At 64.8% G+C, this 21,774-nt stretch carries 22 protein-coding genes and 3 tRNA genes; 15 read left to right on the plus strand and 10 right to left on the minus strand.

Annotation, left to right across the window (positions count from 1 at the left end; genetic code table 11):
• Positions 1–399 precede the first annotated feature (399 nt).
• The 3 genes from C2R25_RS12750 (at position 400) to C2R25_RS12765 (ending at position 2,579) form a co-directional block, all read left to right on the plus strand.
• Positions 400–1,143: a hypothetical protein gene (locus tag C2R25_RS12750; protein WP_103729572.1), complete on the plus strand. Its 744-nt coding sequence runs from the start codon at positions 400–402 to the stop codon at positions 1,141–1,143.
• A gap of 196 nt (positions 1,144–1,339) precedes the next feature.
• Positions 1,340–1,747 carry a hypothetical protein gene (locus C2R25_RS12755; RefSeq protein WP_103729573.1) on the plus strand — a complete coding sequence of 136 codons (408 nt, stop codon included), beginning with the start codon at positions 1,340–1,342 and terminating at the stop codon, positions 1,745–1,747.
• 388 nt (positions 1,748–2,135) lie between these two features.
• Entirely contained in the window at positions 2,136–2,579 is a 444-nt protein-coding gene (locus C2R25_RS12765; RefSeq protein WP_103729575.1) for a hypothetical protein, read from the plus strand.
• Between the two features lie 255 nt (positions 2,580–2,834).
• Here the strand turns inward: C2R25_RS12765 and C2R25_RS12770 are convergent.
• Both C2R25_RS12770 and C2R25_RS12775 read right to left on the minus strand, forming a co-directional pair.
• Positions 2,835–2,910 (minus strand) — tRNA-Thr (locus tag C2R25_RS12770).
• Between the two features lie 125 nt (positions 2,911–3,035).
• Positions 3,036–3,111: transfer RNA gene (locus tag C2R25_RS12775), tRNA-Val, on the minus strand.
• A 125-nt stretch (positions 3,112–3,236) separates the two neighbouring features.
• Between C2R25_RS12775 and C2R25_RS12780 the strand changes: the two genes are divergently transcribed.
• Positions 3,237–5,021, plus strand: coding sequence for an SLC13 family permease (locus tag C2R25_RS12780; protein ID WP_158250668.1), 1,785 nt, complete (start codon positions 3,237–3,239; stop codon positions 5,019–5,021).
• Between the two features lie 3 nt (positions 5,022–5,024).
• On the opposite strand, the gene C2R25_RS12785 is transcribed toward C2R25_RS12780, so the two are convergent.
• The 5 genes from C2R25_RS12785 to dcd all read right to left on the minus strand — a co-directional run bounded on the left by C2R25_RS12785 (position 5,025) and on the right by dcd (position 8,068).
• Entirely contained in the window at positions 5,025–5,489 is a 465-nt protein-coding gene (locus C2R25_RS12785; protein WP_103729577.1) for a nuclear transport factor 2 family protein, read from the minus strand.
• A complete protein-coding gene (locus C2R25_RS12790) occupies positions 5,486–6,262 on the minus strand; it encodes an SDR family NAD(P)-dependent oxidoreductase (RefSeq protein WP_103729578.1) in 777 nt (258 codons plus the stop codon). The genes C2R25_RS12785 and C2R25_RS12790 overlap by 4 nt, the downstream gene beginning before the upstream one ends.
• Positions 6,259–6,762 carry a nuclear transport factor 2 family protein gene (locus C2R25_RS12795; protein WP_103729579.1) on the minus strand — a complete coding sequence of 168 codons (504 nt, stop codon included), beginning with the start codon at positions 6,760–6,762 and terminating at the stop codon, positions 6,259–6,261. Before C2R25_RS12795 ends, C2R25_RS12790 begins: the two co-directional genes overlap by 4 nt.
• 74 nt (positions 6,763–6,836) lie before the next feature.
• Positions 6,837–7,454, minus strand: coding sequence for a DoxX family protein (locus C2R25_RS12800; protein WP_103729580.1), 618 nt, complete (start codon positions 7,452–7,454; stop codon positions 6,837–6,839).
• Positions 7,455–7,513: 59 nt separating this feature from the next.
• On the minus strand, positions 7,514–8,068 hold the full coding sequence (dcd, locus tag C2R25_RS12805) for a dCTP deaminase (protein WP_103729581.1): 555 nt from the start codon (positions 8,066–8,068) through the stop codon (positions 7,514–7,516).
• A 135-nt stretch (positions 8,069–8,203) separates the two neighbouring features.
• Here dcd and C2R25_RS12810 point away from each other — a divergent pair, with 135 nt between their 5' ends.
• The 4 genes from C2R25_RS12810 to C2R25_RS12825 all read left to right on the plus strand — a co-directional run bounded on the left by C2R25_RS12810 (position 8,204) and on the right by C2R25_RS12825 (position 11,991).
• Positions 8,204–8,899, plus strand: coding sequence for a hypothetical protein (locus C2R25_RS12810; protein ID WP_103729582.1), 696 nt, complete (start codon positions 8,204–8,206; stop codon positions 8,897–8,899).
• Between the two features lie 43 nt (positions 8,900–8,942).
• The gene (gene wecB / locus C2R25_RS12815; RefSeq protein WP_103729583.1) at positions 8,943–10,070 is read left to right on the plus strand and encodes a non-hydrolyzing UDP-N-acetylglucosamine 2-epimerase; all 1,128 of its coding nucleotides are present in this window, start codon (positions 8,943–8,945) and stop codon (positions 10,068–10,070) included.
• A complete protein-coding gene (wecC, locus tag C2R25_RS12820) occupies positions 10,054–11,355 on the plus strand; it encodes a UDP-N-acetyl-D-mannosamine dehydrogenase (RefSeq protein ID WP_103729584.1) in 1,302 nt (433 codons plus the stop codon). The genes wecB and wecC overlap by 17 nt, the downstream gene beginning before the upstream one ends.
• A 108-nt stretch (positions 11,356–11,463) precedes the next feature.
• Positions 11,464–11,991: a CHAP domain-containing protein gene (locus C2R25_RS12825; RefSeq protein WP_103729585.1), complete on the plus strand. Its 528-nt coding sequence runs from the start codon at positions 11,464–11,466 to the stop codon at positions 11,989–11,991.
• A gap of 49 nt (positions 11,992–12,040) precedes the next feature.
• Here the strand turns inward: C2R25_RS12825 and C2R25_RS12830 are convergent, their stop codons facing one another.
• Both C2R25_RS12830 and C2R25_RS12835 read right to left on the minus strand, forming a co-directional pair.
• Entirely contained in the window at positions 12,041–12,715 is a 675-nt protein-coding gene (locus C2R25_RS12830) for a CDP-alcohol phosphatidyltransferase family protein (RefSeq protein WP_103729586.1), read from the minus strand.
• 96 nt (positions 12,716–12,811) lie between these two features.
• A complete protein-coding gene (locus C2R25_RS12835; RefSeq protein WP_103729587.1) occupies positions 12,812–13,228 on the minus strand; it encodes a secondary thiamine-phosphate synthase enzyme YjbQ in 417 nt (138 codons plus the stop codon).
• Between the two features lie 67 nt (positions 13,229–13,295).
• Between C2R25_RS12835 and C2R25_RS12840 the strand changes: the two genes are divergently transcribed.
• The 7 genes from C2R25_RS12840 (at position 13,296) to C2R25_RS12870 (ending at position 21,302) form a co-directional block, all read left to right on the plus strand.
• Entirely contained in the window at positions 13,296–14,096 is an 801-nt protein-coding gene (locus C2R25_RS12840) for an enoyl-CoA hydratase-related protein (RefSeq protein WP_103729588.1), read from the plus strand.
• A 147-nt stretch (positions 14,097–14,243) separates the two neighbouring features.
• Positions 14,244–14,317, plus strand: a tRNA-Gly gene (locus C2R25_RS12845).
• A gap of 144 nt (positions 14,318–14,461) precedes the next feature.
• Positions 14,462–15,073, plus strand: coding sequence for a DUF4126 domain-containing protein (locus C2R25_RS12850; RefSeq protein ID WP_369825707.1), 612 nt, complete (start codon positions 14,462–14,464; stop codon positions 15,071–15,073).
• Positions 15,074–15,108: 35 nt separating this feature from the next.
• Positions 15,109–15,363 carry a GlsB/YeaQ/YmgE family stress response membrane protein gene (locus C2R25_RS12855; protein WP_103729590.1) on the plus strand — a complete coding sequence of 85 codons (255 nt, stop codon included), beginning with the start codon at positions 15,109–15,111 and terminating at the stop codon, positions 15,361–15,363.
• 221 nt (positions 15,364–15,584) lie between these two features.
• Complete coding sequence (locus tag C2R25_RS12860) at positions 15,585–16,316, plus strand: ImuA family protein (protein WP_233203968.1); 732 nt, start codon at positions 15,585–15,587, stop codon at positions 16,314–16,316.
• Positions 16,234–18,042, plus strand: coding sequence for a DUF6504 family protein (locus C2R25_RS12865; protein WP_103729591.1), 1,809 nt, complete (start codon positions 16,234–16,236; stop codon positions 18,040–18,042). Before C2R25_RS12860 ends, C2R25_RS12865 begins: the two co-directional genes overlap by 83 nt.
• A complete protein-coding gene (locus tag C2R25_RS12870) occupies positions 18,042–21,302 on the plus strand; it encodes an error-prone DNA polymerase (protein WP_103729592.1) in 3,261 nt (1,086 codons plus the stop codon). Before C2R25_RS12865 ends, C2R25_RS12870 begins: the two co-directional genes overlap by 1 nt.
• 29 nt (positions 21,303–21,331) lie before the next feature.
• Here C2R25_RS12870 and C2R25_RS12875 read toward each other — a convergent pair whose 3' ends face one another.
• Complete coding sequence (locus C2R25_RS12875; protein ID WP_146049664.1) at positions 21,332–21,664, minus strand: hypothetical protein; 333 nt, start codon at positions 21,662–21,664, stop codon at positions 21,332–21,334.
• Between the last annotated feature and the right edge of the window lie 110 nt (positions 21,665–21,774).

A 21,774-nucleotide genomic window follows, 5' to 3' on the forward strand; every position in this document is an offset into this window, starting at 1 on the left:
CTATAACAGATTGGACGTTATAGCGGCCTTTTTTCGTTCATTTGCAATACCTTATACCCAATCCGCTATAACGCTAAGGAAAATCAAGGAATAGGGTAATGAGTGTTGCAACAAGCAAATTGTACCTATTGCTTACAATTGTACCTGTTGCATACAACGTTAAAAGGCGGCGATAGGTTTTTCCATAGCGTCATAGCGGATCACCCGTATCCCTTTGAAAACGCACCACATTTTCCCGCTATAACAGGTTTCGACGTTATAGCGGCTAAGGCCACTCCCGAGTAACACCTTTCACCGTGGTAAGTAGTTTACGACAAAATATTTATTGAACGTCCCTATTGACGGCGGTGCTACTGGACATCAACTTTAGGATGTTCAACAAAATAAGGCCCGCTTTACATGATAAAGTTCACGCACCAGTCCACCGCGAATGGCGACATTCTCGCCGTCGAGCGTAACGGCACCCGCGCGACCACCGCGATCGACGCCAAGCGCCACGCGCCGCTGTCCGGGCTCGCCACTGCATCGGTCGCTTACGCCAATGGTGGTGCCGATGCGTTTGCGAAGTACCTGCCCGAGCCCGCGCTTGAACACGTCCGTAGCAACGTCGCGCCGCCGATGTTGGCTGCTTTGGGCCGTGCGATGCACCTTGCATCGGCGGAACGCCGCGCGGTGGCGGAAACGGACGCTCGACTGCGTGCGGTTCCCGAGTCAGTCGATATGCGGCACGAAGCGGAACGGCGCGCCCGCGTGGCCGCGATGGATCGCGCCACCCAGATGGCGTTTGTCCAGTCCGCAGATATCACGGACCTCGCCGCCTTGGTGGCCCGTGGCAATCTCGCCGCCATCTCGCCCGAAGCGTTCGAGGTCGCGGCGGATCGCTACTTGGCGCTTGCGCACGTCGAGCGCAGCGCGAGCCACTCGCTGCATCCCTTGCGTCCGTCGCTCGAACTCCTGTCGCCCACCGGGCCCGACATGGCTGCGGCGGAAGCGGCGGCACAGGCGAGCATTGCGCAGCACAACGATCGTCGCGCTGCTCTGGATGAAGTCGAGCAGGCACTTCAAAATACCCTGTCGGTGCTCGCCGTCTCGCTCGACGCGCAGCCGTCCGATGTGCTCGACGCGGTTCTGGCGGCATCGTGACCCCGGTGTTCCTGCCTGCCCAGCCCGTCATTGCGTCCGGTGACGCTTGGCGGCGGCTGGGCTGGTCCCGTCAACTCGCGGCGCACCATCAAGCCCGCAATGGCTTCCCGCGCCCAATACGGCGCGGGTTGCTCGATACGGGCGCGGTCGCCCGATGGCTGGTGGCGCGTGGTCGCAGCATTGAATGGATTTGAAAATGACGCAACAAATAGTCCCACGCCTTGCCAACGGTACGTTCGCGCCGGGAAGCGGTGGCAGGCCTCGCGGCTCAAAGAACAAGGTGTCGCTGACTTCGCTTAAAGCGGTCCAGGACCTCTCCTCGGAAGCAGTCGCCAAGCTGCGTGAACGGGTGACTGCAGGCGACATGGGGGCAATTAAGCTTGTCCTCGAATATACGTTGCCTAAAGGTGGCCGAACGGTTGAATTGGACAGCACTGATCCCAACGCTATCATCGACGCCGCTGCGATGGGTGAAATCAGTCCCGATGAAGCGGCGCGACTTGCACAAGCAACAAAGACGGCAAGCGAAGCAGCGGAACTTAAAGACTTGAAGCGTCAGGTTGAAGAACTTGAACTTCTCATCACAAGTCTGTCCAAACGATGAGCCGAGTCAGTCTGTCCAAACGTCTCATGTCGGTGCGCTCGGTCCTGTTGCCCGCAGGATCGCTTGCGCACCGTCTGCATCATTGTGAACCGTGGGAACGGAAGCGGTACGATGAGTGGCGCGATGAACGCGACGCATGGCTGGCAGCGCATGAAGCCGAGCACGGGGCGGGTGCGCTTTACGCTCACTATCTCGCCGATGATCAAAGGGCAACATCGGCCCCGCCACTTTGGCCCCTGTCACTCCGGATGAAGCTGTTCCCACCTGTCCCGTTCGAGCCAGTCGGCGCTGGTGGCGATGTGGGCCAGCGGCTCGCTGATCGGTGGAACGACATGATCCAAAATCAGGACGCGAGAGCATCCGGCATAATTTTCGGGGAGAATCGAGCATGAAATACACAGCACATCACGTCACCGGCACGCAATTCGCCATCGTCCTCGACGCGTGGCAAAATGTCCTATGGTTCGGTCGGCACACACGCGACACCCGAGCCAATGCACCAGCGATCCGGGTGCGAGCCGCGCCACCGCTGGTCCAACAGCATTTGAAAGACGGTGTGCTGTTCTGTGATGCTCAAGGCGTCGCAGCTATCATCGAAGGCGTCCACGACAGTCTCGCGAGGCCAACGCCGCTCGCTGTCGGGCGGCGCATGTGGGCCATCTTTGATGGATCGGCGAATCTAACAGAGAGGTGTCGGGCAATCGTCCGGATTTGCTTCGGTCTGCCGATCCCATGGGGCGAGGAGCAATTTTGGGCGCATGAGGCAATGGACGGGCTGACGCGCGCGACGCTGGCGGACCACCTGACGGCCAACGTCGCTTCACACCACTGATGCGTCCACATCATGACGTATGATGCGGACTAGTCCAATAACCTATTGATCCCACGTGACTTTTCGCGTCGCTTGGTGCGCTGGGGTGACGGACGGGTAACGGGCTGTTGCAAAACACCCCCCCGTACCCCCTTGTTCGCGGGCTCCTAACCTCAGGAAAAGTTGCTTGGGGGATAAACCTCGGGGTTGTTACCCCATTTGTCACCCTACCGTCTGCGCCGCTGTCCTTCAAACCGTCTAAGTGCTTGAAAAAGCTGGTGCCGCTTACGTGACTCGAACACGTGACCCCATCATTACGAATGATGTGCTCTACCAACTGAGCTAAAGCGGCGTCCCTTGTGGGCAGGCGCGGCGTTTACATGGGGAAGGCTTGGTGTGCAATCGCCTTCGTGCACTTTTTTTGCACTTATTTGCAGGCTGCGCCGTGCCCCCGCAATGCCTCATGCTGTTTGGGAATGGTGGGCGGTGAGGGGCTCGAACCCCCGACCCTCTCGGTGTAAACGAGATGCTCTACCAACTGAGCTAACCGCCCGCGCCTGGCGCGAAGGGGGCTATTGCCGCGTTGTGGGCGCCTCGTCAATGGTTGAACAAGTAAATTGGGCACCCGCAGGCTCTCCGCGCATTTCCTGCGGGCGTTTTCGTTCGCTTCGAGGTTCAATGACCTTCCATCAGTACCTTTCGATCGCCCTCCTGTGCGGGATGATGGGCCTCTTCATCTGGGGCCGCTTTCGTTATGACGTGACGGCGGTGATAGCGCTGCTTGCCGGCCTGGCTCTTGGCCTCGTGGAGCCGGATAAGGCGTTCAGCGGCTTCTCGGACGACATCGTTATCATCGTCGGCTCCGCGCTCGTGCTTTCAGCGGCGGTGCAGCGTTCCGGCCTCATCGAGAAGGCGGTCGCCTGGGCGGGCCAGTGGCTGAAGCGCACCGGACTGCAACTCCTCGTCCTCACCGCCTCGGTCGGCCTCGCCTCCGGCCTCATCAAAAACATCGGCGCGCTCGCGATGCTCATGCCGGCCGCCGGCCAGTTGGCTCGCCGCAGCGGGACGAACCCCTCCCGGTTCCTCATGCCGATGTCCTTCGCAGCGCTCCTGGGAGGGCTGACCACACTGGTCGGCACATCGCCCAACATCATCGTCAGCCGCGTGCGCGAACAGATGGTGGGCGAACCCTTCCGTATGTTCGACTACCTGCCGACGGGGCTCGGCCTCCTGACCATCGGCCTTGTCTTCCTGCGTTTCGGCTACCGCCTGCTCCCGGCTGACCGCCGCGCGGTGGCCGCTATGGGCGAGGCCCTCGACATATCGGATTACACGATCGAAGCGCGCGTGCGCGACACCTCCCGGCTGGTGGGGAGCACCGTCGCGGCGTTCATGAAGGAGCACGATGGCGAGGTCGAGGTCACCGCGGTCCTGCGCCACGGCCTGACAGGTGACGTCCGCCCCGACCTCGTGCTGGTTGAAAACGATATCCTCATCATGGCGGGTGAGCCGGACGCGCTGGAGCGCGCTGTGGCGGCCGGGCAGCTCGATCCGGGCGGCCGGCAGGAGGAGGAAGAGGCCGGAGCCGCCGTCCGGCCTGGCGACGACGTTGGCGTGATCGAAGGGGTGGTGACGGCACGTTCGGCATTGGCAGGAAGTTCCGCCAGCCGCCTGATGCTGCGTGAGCGCATGGGGCTGCGGCTCGTCGCGATCTCGCGCCAGGGGGAAAGCCTTCGCGTCAAACCCGCGAGCGTGCTGATGCAGGCCGGCGACGTGATCGTGCTTCAGGGTTCGCTTTCGGCCATGCCCGGTCGGCTTCGCCAGTTGGGAGTGCTGCCGCTGGCGCAGCGGCAGATCGGTCTTGGATCGACGCGCAAGGGGTGGCTCGCGATCGGCATTCTCGCCGCGGCGATGCTCGCGACGGCAACGGGACTGATGCCGGTCGCTGCCGCCTTCTTTGCCGGCGCCGGCCTGGTGGTGATCACAGGCGCCCTCTCTGTTGATGATGCCTATGATGCGGTCGAATGGCCGATACTCATCATGCTGGGCGCCCTGATCCCCGTCAGCAGCACCCTTCAATCCACCGGCGCGTCCGATGTGCTGGCGACGCAACTGGCGGCGCTCGCCCGCGATATGCCGCCCTGGGGTGCCGTCGCGCTGGTGCTTGCCGCCTCGATGGCGGTGACGCCGTTCCTCAACAATGCCGCGACCGTGCTGGTCATGGCGCCCATTTCCGCCGTTTTCGCAAGCGACCTCGGCTACCAGCCCGACGCCTTCCTGATGGCAACCGCGATCGGCGCCGGATGCGATTTCCTGACGCCCATCGGGCATCAGTGCAACACGCTGGTGATGGGGCCGGGCGGATACCGCTTCGGCGACTACGCACGTTTGGGTGCGCCGCTGTCCCTGCTGGTACTGGTGCTGGGAACGCCGCTCATCATTCACTTCTGGCCTCTGCACTGAGGGCTAGGCGGAGCGGCCGACGGCAGTGCGAAACAGGCTTTGCGGCGATTCCCAGTCCATCCGCACCCGCCGGTGCGCGATGAGCCAATCGCCACCCTCCCTGCGGAACGCATCGAGATAGTAACCCGCGTGATCCGGGCCGATGTCCGTCCACGCGACCCAGTAGGTTCTCCCCTGCGCGGTCGCGGGCCCCAGGAGGTCGATCTTCGAGGTGGACAGGTGATGGCGCACGAAGGTGGCGCCGTGTGTCTCTCCCTCGCCTGCGCGCCACCGTTCCTGCCAGGCTCTGATCGCCTCACGCCCTTCGTACCGGAACAGCCGGTCGGCAGCGACACGCTCGCTTTCCAGCACGGCATCCTCCGTGAAGCAGGAAACGAACTCCTCTATCCGCAGGCGATCGCCGGCAGTGGTGTAACGGGCCACGAGATCGCGGAGAGCTTCGCGCGCCAGAAGATCGTCCAGAGTCATGACATCACCAGCCCGGCGTCGACATTCACCGACTGCCCGGTGATGGTGCGCGCCTCGTCCGAAGCGAGGAACAGGGCGAGGCGAGCGACATCCTCGGGTGTGGAGAAGGTCTTGAGGGGCAGAGGCGCAACGATGCCGGCTTCCACCTCGGCGGCGCTGACGCCCTGCTCGGCGGCGATGCGCTGCATGTAGTTCAGCATCAGGTCTGTCGCGATGGCGCCCGGCACGACGCAGTTGCAGCGGATGCCATATTCCCCCACCTCGCGCGCGATCGTCTTGGTCAGGATGCGCAGGGCGCCTTTGGCAGCGGAATAATGCCCCTTGCGCACCATGCCGTCCCATCCGGCGCTTGAAGAGAAGTTGACGATGGAGCCCGAGCGCCGCGCCATCATCGAGCGGTTGAGCACCTCGCGAGAGCACAGCATCGCGGCCATGCAGTCCACCTTGTAGGTGTCGATGAAGTTATCGACGGTCTGTTCCCAGATGAACTTGTCGACCCCTGGCACGGCCGCGTTGTTCATCATGACGTCGACCTGCCCCCAGCGTTGCATGGCAGCCTCGACCATGGCGGCCACGTCATCCTCGCTGGTGACGTCGGCGCGCACAGCCACGACCTCGCCGCCGATGCCCTGCGCCACTTGCTCGACACGTTCGAAACGGCGCGCCGCCAGCACGAGGCGCGCGCCTTCGGCGGCCATCATCCGCGCCATGACCGGCCCCAGCCCGCTCGAGGCACCGGTGATGATGACCACTCTTCCGGCGAAGCGCATCATGCGGCGATGACCTTGCGCATCAGGGCATGGCTTTCCGGGCTTCCGTCCAGCGCCCGGTTTGACCGTTCCACGACGCGCCAGCCCTGATCGGTCCGGCGCAACGTCCAGTGGTTGACGGCCGCGCGCCAGAGGAACCAGCGATCCTCTTCCTTCAGGATTACGACGGAATAGCCGACCGCCTCGGCCTCGTCGCCCTGCACAGCGATGCGCGGTGTCGCGGTAAGATGTGCGCAGCCGGTATTCACAAGCTCGAGATGGCCGGGCCACGTGTACATCCCGGCGATCTCGTCGGGGGCGGTCAGGCGTTTCGCGCCACCTTCCGGCAGAGTGAAGGTGTAACCGCCCCCCTCCTCCCAGAGCTTCCCTGCCTCCTCAGCGGAGGCGCTGTCGACAAGCGGACCGTAGGCCATCAGCAGGTTCTGAATGGCCAGCTGATCCTCAGCCGCATGCAGCCGCGATTCAAGCGCGGCGATCCGCGCATCCAGATCATCTCGAGACATGGGCTCTCCCGCCGTTTCCCTGCATCGTCAGCGGCGGAAGAGACGAGATCAAGTTCCCTTGCGGGGACGATCGCTTACCAGTCGAACCAGCGGCGGTTGCGCCAGCCGGCACGGCGGACTTCGGGTACTCCATCGCGGTCCGTGTCGGTAAGCACGGTGTGCGAGGAATGTACCGGTGCGGCATGAACGCCCGTGGCACGGTCATGCGCGGTTCGTTCATGCGCCAGCGCTTCCGCGCGGGCCTCCGCACGGGCGGCGCGCAACTCAGCGTCACGCACACGCTCATCCGCGTTGCGGGCCGCCAGTTCGCCGCGGCGTTCCCGGGCGATGGCGTAGTAGTGGCTCCACATCTGGCTATGGGCGAAGGCCAGCGCCAGCCCGCCGATGATAGCGAGGTTCTTCAGCGCCTCGACCCGCTGCATCGGATCGCCGATCTGGCCGTGGAAGAAGAGGATCGTGAGGGCCGTGAAAGCGGCGAGCAGCGCGGCGACAAGCCGTACCATAAAACCACCGGCAAGACACAGGCCGCCGATCAGCTCGAACAGCCCGGTCGGAATGGCAAGCCCCGAAGGAAGACCCGCCGCGACCATCATTGTCTCGGTCGCGGAGAGATCAGCAAGCTTTCCAGCCCCGGAGAATATAAAAATAAGCGCAATGAGAATGCGCCCGATGATGGCGGCGATCTTCGACACGGCACGTCTCCCGATCTCGGTACGCCGGGAGAAGCCTTGTGCAGCCCGTTTGTTCCCGCTCAGAGGCGGGGGAGCGTCACTCCGCGCTGACCCATGTACTTGCCGGCACGGTCGGCGTAGCTGATCTCACAGGGTTCGTTGCCCTGAAGGAACAGGAACTGGCAGGCGCCTTCGTTCGCATAGATCCTGGCGGGCAGCGGTGTGGTATTGGAAAACTCCAGCGTGACGTGCCCTTCCCAGCCGGGCTCCAGCGGCGTCACGTTCACAATGATGCCGCACCGCGCATAGGTGCTTTTGCCAAGACAGATGACGAGGACGTCGCGCGGGACGCGGAAGTATTCAACGGTGCGTGCGAGAGCGAAAGAGTTGGGCGGGATCACGCAGACATCGGTCGTTCGGTCCACGAAGGAGTTGGCAGCGAAGTCCTTGGGATCGACCACCGCCGAATCGACATTCGTGAAGATCTTGAATTCCGGCGCGACGCGGGCGTCGTAGCCGTAGGAAGAGAGGCCGTACGAAATGCACCCGTCCCGGCGCTGCGCCTCCACGAACGGCTCGATCATGCCGTGCTCGAGGGCCTGGGTCCGGATCCACTTGTCGCTCAGAATCGCCATGGACCGGGTGATTGCCCATGCCGGCGCGCCTAGCAAGGCTGTCTGTGCGGTTGTCCACGTTGCGCAATGCAGGGTGGTGCGCGAACGTCCGGTTAGTGATTGCCCTACCCCGATGCCGGCGATAGGCTCCCCCCCGTGATTGCTTCCAAGCCGTTCATCCGCCGTCTGATTCTGACACTTGCCCCGCTTGGCGCCCTGGCCGGTTGCGGCACCGGGCCCGACGCGTCGGAGCCGTCCGGGGCCGCGAAGGAGGTGTCGCGTCCGGCCGCGCCCGAACTCGTCGCCCGTGAAGCGGACCTCCGAAAGCGGGAGCAGGCCCAACTCGATTGGCTGAAGAAGACGCTCGACAAACCGGCGCACGCCGCCGTCTACGAAGCCGCCCTGCAGCAGGCGCGCGGTCGGGCCGGGCATTGCCCCGACGATCGCTGCCATGCCCGCGCCCTCAATCGGCGGGAAGCGCGGCTGGATTACGCCGACGGCAAGAACTCCCGCATGCCGAACCTGCCCTTCGGCGCCGGCCGCTTCATGCGCGAGGGCTATGCCGGGCCGGTGCGCCTGATCCCGCTCATCGACGGTCAGGCCATGCTTCTCGTATCGCTTTCCGGGAAGGGGCGCCCGGCCTGTGCCCTCGACGGTGTGATCCGCCGGGACGACGAGAAGGACAGCTGGACGGTGACTTCGCTGGAAGAAGGCGAGCCGATGCTCGTCCTGAAACCGGCAGGGAAGAGCGCGTTCGATCTCTCCTACACCGATCCGGCGCAACGGCGTTCCACCGACCCCTACTGCACTGGCGGAGCCAGCATCGAAGGGCGCTACACGCGGGAAGGCTGAGGCCTTATCCCGCCCTTAACACACCGCTGGTAACGGGACTTGCATGACTGCACGCATCCTTGTCATCTTTGGCACTCGTCCGGAAGCCATCAAGCTGTTCCCGGTGGTACACGCGCTGAAGGCCGATCCCCGTTTCGAGTGCGTGGTATGCGTTTCGGCACAGCACCGGCAGATGCTTGATCAGGTGTTGCAGATCGCCGGCATCACGCCCGATCACGATCTCGACGTCATGCAGCCGGACCAGACCCTCGATACGCTCACCGCCAACCTGCTCACCGGGCTTGGCCGCGTGATGGACGCGGTGAAGCCCGATCGCGTGATCGTGCAGGGCGATACGGCAACGGCGATGTCCGGTGCCCTGGCCGCGTACTACCGCAAGGTGCCGGTGGACCATGTCGAGGCGGGACTGCGCAGCTACAACCTCTATCACCCCTGGCCGGAGGAGGCGAACCGCAAGATCATCGGGGCCATGGCCAGCCTGCATTTCGCCCCCACTCAGACGAGCCAAGCCGCTCTCCTGCGCGAGAATGTCCCGCCTGAACGCGTTCATGTGACCGGCAATACCGTGATCGACGCGCTGCAATGGGTGACGACCGAAATCGCGCGCAGGCCCTCCCTCGCCTCCGGTCTCGCAGAGCTGGAAGACCGCTTTTCGGGACGCCGCATCATCGGTGTGACCAGCCATCGGCGCGAGAACTTCGGCGACGGCATGGAACAGATCGCCCGCGCCGTCCGCCACATCGCGCAGCGACCGGACGTGGCGATCATCTTCCCGGTCCACCTCAATCCCAACGTGCGCAAGGTGATGAACGCAGCGCTGGCGGGCCTCGACAACGTCGCGTTGATCGAGCCTTTGGATTATCCGCACTTCGCGCGGCTCCTGGCGATCAGCACCGTCATGCTCACGGATTCGGGCGGCGTGCAGGAAGAGGCCCCGGCGCTCGGCAAGCCGGTTCTCGTCATGCGCGAAACGACCGAGCGGCCCGAAGGGGTAGAGGCGGGCACCGCAAAGCTTGTCGGGACGGACGCTGCCCGCATCGTTACCGAAATTTCAACCCTGCTGGACGATAGCGCAGCCTACGAGACCATGGCGCGCGCGCACAATCCCTTCGGGGACGGGCAGGCATCGGGCCGAATCGTGGAGCTGCTTGCGAATGAAATCCGACACTAAACCTGCCGTCTGCGTCGTGGGCCTAGGCTACATCGGCCTTCCGACCGCCGCCGTCATTGCCCGCTCCGGCAGCAAGGTGCTCGGCCTCGACGTATCGCAGAAGGTCGTGGACACCATTAATCGCGGTGAAATCCACATCGAGGAGGTCGATCTCGACGGTCTGGTCCAGGGCGTCGTCGCCCGTGGACTGCTTTCGGCCTCTATGGAGGTGGCTCCGGCGGACGTCTTCGTCATCGCGGTTCCCACCCCCTTCGACAAGGAGCACGCCCCGGACGTCTCCTATGTCCTTGCGGCCGCACGTACCATTGCGCCGGTCCTCAAGAACGGCGACGTCGTGATCCTGGAGTCCACATCCCCCGTCGGCACCACGGAGCAACTGCGCGACATGATCGCCGAAATGCGGCCGGACCTGAAGATCCCGGGCCTCACGCGCGAGACGCCGGACATCTCCATCGCCTACTGTCCTGAGCGCGTGCTTCCCGGCCGTATCCTCGAGGAGCTGACCAACAACGATCGCTCCATCGGCGGCATCACCCCGCGTTGCGCGCGCAAGGCGCTGGCGTTCTACAAGCGTTTTGTCCGGGGCGAATGCGTCACTACGGATGCGCGATCGGCGGAGATGACCAAGCTGGTCGAGAACGCCTACCGCGACGTGAACATCGCCTTCGCCAACGAACTCTCCATCGTCGCGGATCGCATGGGCCTTGATGTGTGGGAGGTGATCCGGCTCGCCAACCGCCACCCGCGCGTGAACATCCTGTCACCGGGACCGGGCGTGGGCGGCCACTGTATCGCGGTGGATCCCTGGTTCATCGTGCATGGCGCACCTGAGGACACGCCGCTGATCCGCACCGCACGCGGTGTGAACGACCACAAGATGCACCACGTGGTCGCCAAGGCTGAAGCGCTTGTCGAAGCGCATCCGGTGGCCAAGGTCGCGTGCCTCGGCCTCGCGTTCAAAGCGAACATCGACGACTTCCGCGAAAGCCCGGCGCGTTTCGTGGCAAGCCGGCTGGCACGCAAGTTTGGCGAACGCATCGCCATCGTCGAGCCCTATGCTGCCGAACTGCCGATCGAATTCACCGATACAGGCGTCACGCAGATCGACATCGATGAAGCTCTAGAGGATTGCGCGATCCTGATCGTGCTGGTCGACCACGATGTCTTTCGCGTGGTCCCCCTGGCGGAGCGCGCAGACAAGCTGGTCTACGACACACGCGGCATCTGGCCCGACCAACCCCGCGTCGTGCGCGAGGATGGCGCCACGATGGCGCTCACACCCTGAAGGTTCAACAAGGGGACGGGAACCGGCTGCGGCAAACCGTTGCAGGAAAGCGATAACTTCCCGAAGCATTACTTTCGCGGAAACAGTCGGCGGCTATAACTCCGCAACATGAAATTGGTTCCCGCTATTGTTCTCGCTACCCTCGCCCTGGTGCAGCCGGCGACGGCGCGCCCGCTGCAATGCGCCCCCTATGCGCGGGAAAATTCCGCCATCGATCTGCATGGCAACGCGGCCAGCTGGTGGGAACAGGCCAAGGGCACCTACGCACAGGGCCAGGCGCCACGGGCCGGCGCCGTACTCGTGTTCAAGGCTACGGGCGCGATGCCGGTGGGGCACGTGGCGGTGGTTCGCAAGATCGTGGACCAACGCCACGTCCTGCTCAATCACGCGAACTGGTCCCGTCCCGGCATGATCGAGACTTCGGCCATGGCCGAAGATGTCTCGACGAAGGGGGACTGGAGCAGCGTACGCGTGTGGTATGCCCCCACCCGCTCGCTGGGCCTACGCGCCAGCCCGGCTCACGGCTTCATCTATGCTCCCGGAAGCGATGGCACCATGCTCGCTTCGGAGGCAGCTTCGGACACGCCTTCGGAGGCGTTCATGTCCGCTTTCCCGGACGCATCGAAGCAGGGCTGAGCCTCGGATCGACGGCACTGCCGCCTTCTCCGATGCCGCGAAGAAGCGACTACTTCGCGGGCTCGATCCCGGCCAGCTTGCGCACCGAACTGGCGGTCTGCACCAGGAACAGGCCGATCAGCACCACGCCGACCCCGCCCACGAACCAGTCGAACCCGGTCATGGCGGTCATGTCGCGCTGCTTGTCGCCCAGCAGAAGCATGGCGAGTGTAAGCGTGATGAGCACGAGCCTCAACTCGGTCGGCCCGGCGTTGAGGTAAGACAGCCGCATTTCCCCGAGCACGCGCACCGCCAGAAAGGCGTGCATGCACATCAGCAGATACCCGACCATGGCCACGAGAGCGACTTCCAGCCGCACGTAAGGGCTGATGCCGATACCCAGCAGGATCAGGAACGTGGCGATGCCATCGCAGCTGTGATCGAGGAAATAGCCGTAGCGGGGGCGCTCGATATGACGGAACCGTGCAAGACTTCCGTCCATGGAGTCACCGAACCAATGCAGCAGGTAGCCCGGGATGCACATCCACAGCCAGTCTTCATCCAGGAGGCTGGTGGCGTAACCGGCGAAGATCAGGACGGCCCCGACCATGCCGAGAGCGGTCAGCAAATCGGGCTTTACCCATCCCGGCATGTGCGCGCACAGCCAGTTCAGCAACCGCCGCTCGCCGATGGCGAGTAGGTTGCGCTGAATGCGAGCGGGAGGCATGATGCGATTTTCCTGCATGGTTCCTTATTGTGACAAGACGCGGTCTTGGCAACCCAAACCGCCTCAGCGTGCGTACGTTTCATCGCCCCGGATGCACACTCCGCTGGGGAGAACCTATTCGCCCAGCAGATGAACCGCTATCTCCCGGCGGTGCGGACGGTGGCGATGCTCGGCAAGGTAAATCCCCTGCCATGTGCCGAGCATCATATGCCCGTCGCGAACCGGCACCTGCAGGTTCACTCCCGTCAGTGTCGTCTTGAGGTGTGCGGGCATGTCGTCCGGCCCTTCCTCGTCATGCGCGTAGTGCGCGTCCTCCGGTGCCAGACGGTCCAGCCACCGCGCCAGGTCCACGCGCACCTCCGGCGCGGCATTCTCCTGAATGAGCAGGGAGGCGGAGGTGTGGCGGCATAGCAGGGTGAGCAGACCCTCCCCGATGCCGGTTCCCGCGAGCCACTCCTCCATCGCCGTTGTGATATCGATGAAGCCACGGCCCGCTGTCTGAAAGGAAAGGATGGTCGTTGCCTGTCTCATTGCGCCACGATCCTGCCGATACCCGCCGCCGGTTGCAACCGCGGTACATCGCAACGAGAGGATTGGAATGGACACGCAGTTCTGCAAGGTCGCCATTGACGGCCACGTCATGATGGTGACGATCGACCGGCCCGAGATGCGCAATGCCCTCCATGCTGGCGCTAATTTCGAACTGGCCGAGGTGTTCGACCGGTTTGAAGCGAATCCGGCGCTGTGGGTGGCGATCCTCACCGGTGCAGGCGACAAGGCGTTCTCCGCCGGTGCTGATTTGCGCTCACCCGCCGCGCCTGACGATCCGCGCTCGTACCGGGGCATGCCTCTTGCGCAGACAGGATTTGCCGGGCTGACCTGGCGCTTCGAGCGTCGCAAGCCGGTGATCGCCGCAGTAAACGGGCTTGCCCTTGGCGGCGGGTTCGAAGCGGCGCTGGCGTGCGACATCATCGTGGCCGCACCGTGTGCGACGTTCGGCCTGACGGAGCCGAAAGTCGGGCTTGCCGCGCTGGGCGGCGGTATCCAGCGGATCGTCCAGGAGTTGGGGCCCAAGCGTGCCCATGCCATGCTGCTCACCGCTCGCCGCATCACCGCCATCCAGGCGCGCGACTGGGGACTGGTCGCCGAAGTGGCTGCCGATGGCGACCTGCTTGCCTGCGCCCGGCGCTGGGCGGACGAGATCCTCGCCTGCTCTCCGGCATCGATCGTGGCCACCAAGGCCGTGATGAAGTCCTACCACGAGCTCGGCATGGAAGTGTCGAACCGCGAGATGTTCGCTCTTCCCGAAGTGCGGCAGATGCTCACGGGCCCGGATGCCCGCGAAGGCGGCAAGGCGCTCTTCGAGAAGCGGACGCCGGTCTGGGCCGAGCCGGGCTGAGCGCCTCCCGCTGCGGTAAGGCACAGGGGGCAGGTGGCATCGAGTTAAAAGGTAAGTTGACGGCCCCGCCCTCGCCGTGGCACTAGGCCTGCGCCTTAGTGGTCATGCCACTGAACGGCGCGCCTGAGATGACGCAGGTCAACGGACGCGGGTGTAGCTCAATGGTAGAGCAGAAGCTTCCCAAGCTTACGACGAGGGTTCGATTCCCTTCACCCGCTCCAGATTTCCCGATCGAGATCACGGACAAAAATCCGGAGTGACCGACGCTGCAGGCGGCGGGCAAAGTTCTGGTCAAGCGAATCCGGACCAGCTATGATCCCTGTCCGTACAGGGAGGCCGCTATAGACGCGCTTTCGCTCATTGGCTTGGCAAGCAGTGTCAGCTTGTTGTCCGGGTGGCGACTGTACCTTTGTGTTTTTGCCACGGGTTTGGCGATGAAGGCGGGCTGGATCGCCATGCCCGAACATCTCGGCGGATTGGCTGTTCTCGCAAGCCCCTGGGTTCTTGGCGCCTCCGGGCTGGGATTGGCGGCGGAGTTCCTGGCGGACGAGATCGCGTGGGTCGATTCTGTCTGGGATGGCGTGCATACCTTCATACGTCCTGTGGGCGGCGCGCTGCTGGCCCTGACGATCGTCGATCCCGCCGATCCCGCCTGGCAGATCGTCAACCTTCTGCTTGGCGGCAGCGCAGCCTTGTTGGCCCACGGGGCGAAGGCGGGAACCCGGGCGGTGGTCAACACCAGCCCCGAACCTGTCAGCAATGTCGCCGTGTCGCTCACCGAAGATACCGCCACGGGCACGATGCTGGTGCTGGCCTTCGCCAATCCTGTAGTCGCCACCATCATCGCCGTCTTCCTGACAGTCACGGCTGTGGCCGTTCTCCTCGTTCTGCGCCGCCTTCTGAGACGGATGCGACCGGCGCGGGCTGCCACAAATCGCTTCCACATGGAGCCACCTGCGAATGGAGGTGTTTCCTAGCGCGTAAGACAAGGTTCGTTAGCAGGAGAGAAGATATGGAATACGGAATCCTTGGTTGGATCATCGTCGGCCTGATCGCCGGTATCTTGGCCAAGTGGATCATGCCCGGCCGTGACCCGGGCGGGATCATCGTCACCATCCTGATCGGTATCGCCGGGGGTCTTCTGGGCGGTTTCCTCGGCAGCCTGCTTGGCCTTGGTGGCGGGAACATCATCAACATCCTGCTGGCGACCGTCGGCGCCATCATCCTCTTGTGGATCTATCGCATGATGAGGGGGCGCGCCGCCTGAATACCGGCACCGGAAACGAGCACGGGGCATTCCTCAGGGGTGCCCCGCAGCGTTCCGTTGCGATTCTATCCCCCACTCAACGCCGGAGACTTGCTTGACGGAATGGCTGACTCGGTAGAACATATAGGGAACAACCGAGTCGATGCTGATCCATGCCTGCCCTACCCCCCACCCCCTCGACCAGACGCGCATCTGCGCCTCCGTCGTCCTGCGCAGAAACGTTGGCCACACTGCGCCAGGAGCTTGCAGGCGTCCGTCCGGCCAACCGTCCGGCGCTTCCCTTCGACCTGCCGGAGATCGACGGCCAGCTGACCGACGCGGGGCTTGATTCCAGCGGCCTGCATGAAGTTGCCGCCGCCACCGCAAGCCTGAACGACGACGCCGCCGCAACGCTGTTCCTGGCGGGTGTCGCGGGTCGGTTCGCCACGCATCCGAACTCGACAATGCTGTGGGCTGTCACCGCCTTTGACCTTTATGCCCCGGGGCTGGAGCAAGTCGGGCTGAACCCGGGGAAAGTCCTTTACGGCCAGGGGCGCAAGGACGCCGAAGTTCTCGCCATGGCGGAAGATGCCTTGCGAGACGGTTCGCTGGCCTGTGTCGTGGCGGAAGTGAAGGCTGCAGACATGACGGCCACGCGCCGCCTTCAACTGGCCGCCTCCGATGGCCAGACGCCGATGCTGCTCTATCGCCGGCACCGCTCTCGCGAGGGATGTCCGCTGCGCACGCCCTCCTCTGCCATGACACGCTGGCGCATCGGGTGCCTCGCGTCCGAACGCCTGCCCTGGCCGGGAGTTGGCAGGGCTCGCTGGCAGGTGGAATTGGTCCGCCAGCGGAACGGCAATCCTTTCACTCTCGAACTGGAGGCGTGCGATGCCGAGGGTCGCCTCGCTCTTCCTGCCTCAGCTGCCGATCGAGCGGCTGCGCAGGAAAGAGCGGCCAGCCACGCCGCTTGAAGGCTCCGCGCCGGCAAGGCCGCGCCTCGTCGACCCCATCGACGACGATCCGGGCGCCTGCTCCGTGCCGCGGGGCGGCGGCTGGCGTCCGGGGGCACGCTGGGCACGCGACGACGCATCCGGGCGTCGCCCTTCTCAGTCGGACCTCGACCGATTACCGGCGCATCAGCGTCCGACGATGCGCGAGATGGGACGGCGCAGCGAACCGGCGGAGCACCCCTTCAAGGCAAGGCATCGGGATGAAGCCGCTGCCATGACAGCCCCGGCGCCCGGTCCCGGCCTGACCTGGGGCCGCCCCATGGTCCTGATCCTGCGGGAGGGGCAGCGCGAGGTGATCAGTTCCGCCTGTCCGCTTGCTCTCGAACTCGGGCTCTATCCCGGCATGACGGCAGCGCACGCGCGGGCGCTGATTGCCGATCTGGACGTTCGCGAGGCCGAGCCCGCAGCCGATCGCGCCCTGCTCGACCGGCTGGCCCTTCATGCGGCACGGCAATGGACGCCCACGGCAAGCGTGTCGGGGGCGGACGGGCTGTGGCTCGACCTCACCGGGACGACTCATCTGTTCGGAGGCGAGGAGCGCTTCTGCCGCAGGCTCACCGCCTTCATGAACCGTCTGGGGCTTACCGTGCGGATTGCCGTCGCGGGTACGCCGGGGGCGGCACACGCTTTGGCGCGCTTCGGCAGCGCGGCCATGACCCTGCTGCCTTCCGGAAAGGAGGCCGAGGCGATGGCTGACCTTCCGCTTGCCGCCCTGCGGTTGCAACCCGATGCCCTGACCGCCGCCGCCCGGTTCGGGCTGGAACGGATAGCAGACCTCTACCCTATGCCTCGAGGCCCGCTGGCGCGCAGGCTCGGTCTTCGCACGGTGGAGCGGCTCGACCAGGCGCGCGGAAGCGTGGCGGAGCCGATCACGCCGGTCCTTCCCGTGGAGGCGCCCCGGGTCACGCGCCAGTTTCTTGAACCAATCGGCACGCCCGAGAGCATCGCGCAGGTCATTGCCGATCTGGTCGATGACCTCGCAACCGTTCTGCAGCGCCGGGCGCTGGGCGCACGGACCGTGGTGCTGATGGCGGACCGGATCGATGGCGAAGTGCAGCGCCTGATCATCGGTGCTTCACGGGCGACCCGGGACAAGGCGCACCTGAAACGCATGTTCGGCCTGAAGATGGCGCAACTCGATCCCGGCTTGGGGATCGAGGCCATGCACCTGCTGGTGCCGCATCACGAGCCGCTGACCGCGCAGGCCGCCGGCACGCTGGTCGAGAGTTCCGGGGCGGCGCATGATTTGGCTCCGCTGATCGATCATCTTGCCATGCGTGCCGGCCCTTCCGCCCTGTTCCGGATGTCCTCGCGCGAAAGCGACGTGCCGGAACGGGCGATGCGCCGCGTTTCCCCTCTCGCTTCCCCGAAAGGCTGGCCGGAATGGAAACGCCCCGTCCGCCTGCTGCAGCGCCCCGAAGCCTTGTCCGGGGTGGTGGCCCTGATGCCGGACCACCCCCCGCGCCGGTTCACCTGGCGCCGCCAGGACTATCGCGTAGTCGCTGGCGACGGGCCTGAACGCATCCATGGCGAATGGTGGCGCAACGGCCGCGAGATGTGGGCGGTGCGGGACTATTTCCGTGTCGAAACGCAAGACGGCATGCGCTTCTGGCTGTTCCGGCGGGGGGACGGCGTCGACGCGCTGACGGGCGATCTCACCTGGTACATGCACGGGATGTTCGGGTGATGGCGACCTACGTCGAGCTTCAGGTAACCAGCCACTTCTCTTTCCTGCGCGGCGCTTCCTCGCCCGAGGAGCTGTTCGCCGCCGCCGCGAACCTCGGTCACACCGCCATGGGGCTGGCCGACTGGAGCACGGTGGCCGGGGTGGTGCGTGGGTGGGATGGCCAGAAGACCACCGGCGTCCGCATGATTCCGGGATCCCGGGTCGACCTGACCGATGGCCGCGCGCTGCTGCTTTATCCGCAGACGCGCGCGGGATGGTCACGGCTCACCCGCCTGCTTTCCCTTGGAAAGGGACGAGGGGGGAAGGGCCGCTGCATCCTCCACTGGGCGGACATCGCGGCCCATTCGCAGGACATGATCGCCATCCTGGTGCCTGACAAGGCGGACGCTGGTACGGCCGCGCACCTTGGGGAGCTGCGCGAGGTCTTCGGTTCGCGGGGCTATTGCGCCCTGTCTCTGCGACGCAGGCCCGACGATGCGGAGCGCCTCCACACGCTTCAGGCGCAGGCCCGTGCCGCACGCATCCGCGCCGTTGCCACTGGGGATGTCCTCTACCACTGCCCGGAACTGCGCCCCTTGCAGGACGTCGTCACGGCCATTCGGGAGAAGTGCACCATCGACGAACTGGGCTTTCGCCGCCAACGCTTCATGGAGCGCGACCTCGCCTCTCCCGAAGAGATGGAGCGTCGCTTCGCCGCCTTTCCGGAGGCGATCCAGGCCAGTGCCGATATCGCCCGCCAGTGCACCTTCGATCTGGGCGAGATCCAGTACCAATACCCTTACGAAGAGGTGATGGAGGGGCGAACCGCGCAGGAAGCCCTCGCCTCCCTCACCGATGCGGCCGCCCGCGAGAAATTCGGCGGCGAGATACCCACGGCCTATCGCGAACAGATCGACCATGAACTCACCTTGATCGAAAAGCTCGGTTACGCCCCGTATTTCCTCACCGTTCACGCAATCGTGGCGGAAAGCCGGCGACGGGGTATCCTCTGCCAGGGCCGTGGATCGGCCGCCAACAGCTGCGTCTGCTACCTATTGGGCGTCACCTCGATTGACCCGGTCAAGCACGAGCTGCTGTTCGAGCGGTTCGTCTCCGGCGAACGCCGGGAACCGCCGGACATCGATGTCGATTTCGAGCATGAACGGCGCGAGGAAATCATCCAGTGGATCTACGAGACCTATGGCCGCGACCGCTCGGCCCTGACGGCCGTCGTCACGCGCTACCGCACACGCGGAGCGGTGGCCGAAGTCGGCAAGGCCCTCGGCCTACCCCGTGACCTGACGAAGATGCTGACCGGCCTCGTCTGGGGCTGGTCCATGGACGGAATCCCGCAGGAGCAGATCGAGAGCCTCAACCTCAACGCGGAAGACCACCGCCTCAAGCTGACGCTGGAACTGGCCCGCCAGCTGATCGGCACCCCCCGTCATCTCTCCCAGCATCCGGGTGGCTTCGTGCTTACCCAGGACCGGCTGGACGACCTCGTGCCGATCGAACCGGCACGAATGGTCGACCGCCAGATCATCGAATGGGACAAGGACGATATCGACGCCCTCAAGTTCATGAAGGTCGACGTGCTGGGCCTCGGGATGCTCGGCTGCATGAACCGCGCCTTCGTGCTGCTGGAGCAGGAAAAGGGCATCCGCGTCAGCATGGCGGACCTGCAGGATGACGATCCGGAAGTCTACGGCATGATTCAGAAGGCCGATACTCTCGGCGTCTTCCAGATCGAAAGCCGGGCGCAGATGGCGATGCTGCCCCGCATGAAGCCCAAGGAGTTCTACGACCTCGTGATCGAGGTGGCCATCGTGCGGCCCGGCCCGATCCAGGGGGACATGGTCCACCCCTACCTGCGCCGCCGGGAAGGCAAGGAAACGCCCGAGTACCCGCGCGACGAACTGCGGGGTGTGCTGGAGAAAACCCTGGGCGTGCCGCTCTTTCAGGAACAGGCCATGAAAGTCGCCATCGTGGGCGCGGGATTCACGCCGGTCGAGGCGGACCAGCTGCGCCGGGCCATGGCGACCTTCAAGCTCACCGGCGGCGTCACGCACTTCTACGATAAGCTGGTGGGCGGCATGGTCAGCCGGGGCTACCCCCGGGACTTCGCCGAACGCACCTTCAAGCAGATCGAAGGCTTCGGCTCCTACGGCTTTCCCGAAAGCCATGCCGCCTCCTTCGCCAAGATCACCTATGCCTCCTGCTGGATGAAGTACCATCATCCGGACGTGTTCTGCGCCGCTCTCCTCAACGCGCAGCCGATGGGGTTCTACGCCCCGGCCCAGATCGTCCGCGACGCCCGCGAACATGGCGTGGAAGTGCGCCCGGCCTGCGTGAACACGAGCCACTGGGACTGCACCCTGGAGCCCACGTCCGGCCGCTGGAAAGCGGTGCGTCTGGGCCTCCGGCAGGCGCGCGGCCTTGCCAACGCGCACGGCGCCGCGATCGTGGCAGCCCGGGGACCGGAGCCTTACACGAGCATCGAGGACGTCTGGCGCCGCGCAGGCGTTCCCCGCGCCGCGATCGAACGCCTGGCCGAGGCCGACGCCTTCCACTCCCTTGCCGAGAACCGGCGGCAGGGCCTCTGGAAGGTGAAGGGACTCGACGAAGCCCCCCTGCCCCTGTTCGCCGCGACGGATGCGCGCAGCGGCACGATCTCACCCCAGGGCCAGGAACCCGCTGTCGCTCTCAGGACCATGACCGCCGGGCGGGAGGTGGTGGAGGATTACCGCTCCCTGCAGCTGTCGCTTCGCGGTCATCCTCTGCAATTCCTGCGCTCGCAACTGGACCGCATGCGCATCGTGCGTTGCGCCGATCTTCTGTCGATGCGGGACGGCCGCAATGTGGAGGTCGCCGGCGTTATTCTCGTGCGGCAACGCCCCGGTTCGGCGAAGGGGGTCCTCTTCGTGACGATCGAGGACGAAACCGGGGTGGCGCAAGGCATCCTCTGGCCCAAGACGTTCGAGACTTACCGCCGCCAGGTCATGTCCGCTTCCATGATCGCCATGCGGGGCCGACTTCAGAAGGAAGGCGACGTCATTCACATCATCTGCGACCGCATCATCGATCATGATACGCTCCTGCGCTCGATCGGCAGCAAGGACTTTTCCGTCATGCCTGGTCGCGGCGATGGCGCCTCCCACGGCGGTGGCCCCGACCCGCGCGATCCCGGCTTCCCCCGCGGCCGAACCCTCGCATCGCCGCCTTTCGGGGTCGACCAGGGGCAGGACGACATCGTCCCGATCCGCAGCCACGACTTCCACTGAGACCAACCTCCCCCTGTATTCTGCCGCGTTCAAGCCGCAGGGACGGATTGAAGCAGTTGTTCCAGCACCCCGAGTTCCGTACGTATGCGCTGTTCGCTATCGGCCGCACCTGCGGAATGGACACGCAGCTGGGAGCTCAGGAAGCTTGAGAACAGCGCCGCTTCCATGATGCCGACGCGTCTGGAGTGGCCCACCATGTCCTGCAGCGTGCCACGGGACGTCCGGCCCCGCATGTAACGCAGCTGCGCCCCGAACTGGCTGAGCGCGGCGTCGCGGGCGGTAGCCACGAACAGTTCGTCCGTGCCGCGTGTGGTGCCCCCGCGCCGGATCATGTCGACCATGTCGTGTGGAGCGGCGTGCAAAATTGCCCCCCTTAGCGGGGTGATCGGCGTCTAAAATTGACCCCCTTCATCTCATTGTGAGAAGCGCCGCCGTTTGGGTTCCGAACGGCGGGTACAGGGATGTTGGTTGT

This window comes from Novosphingobium sp. HII-3, from assembly GCF_002916655.1.
GTDB classification, from domain to species: Bacteria; Pseudomonadota; Alphaproteobacteria; order Sphingomonadales; family Sphingomonadaceae; genus Novosphingobium; species Novosphingobium panipatense.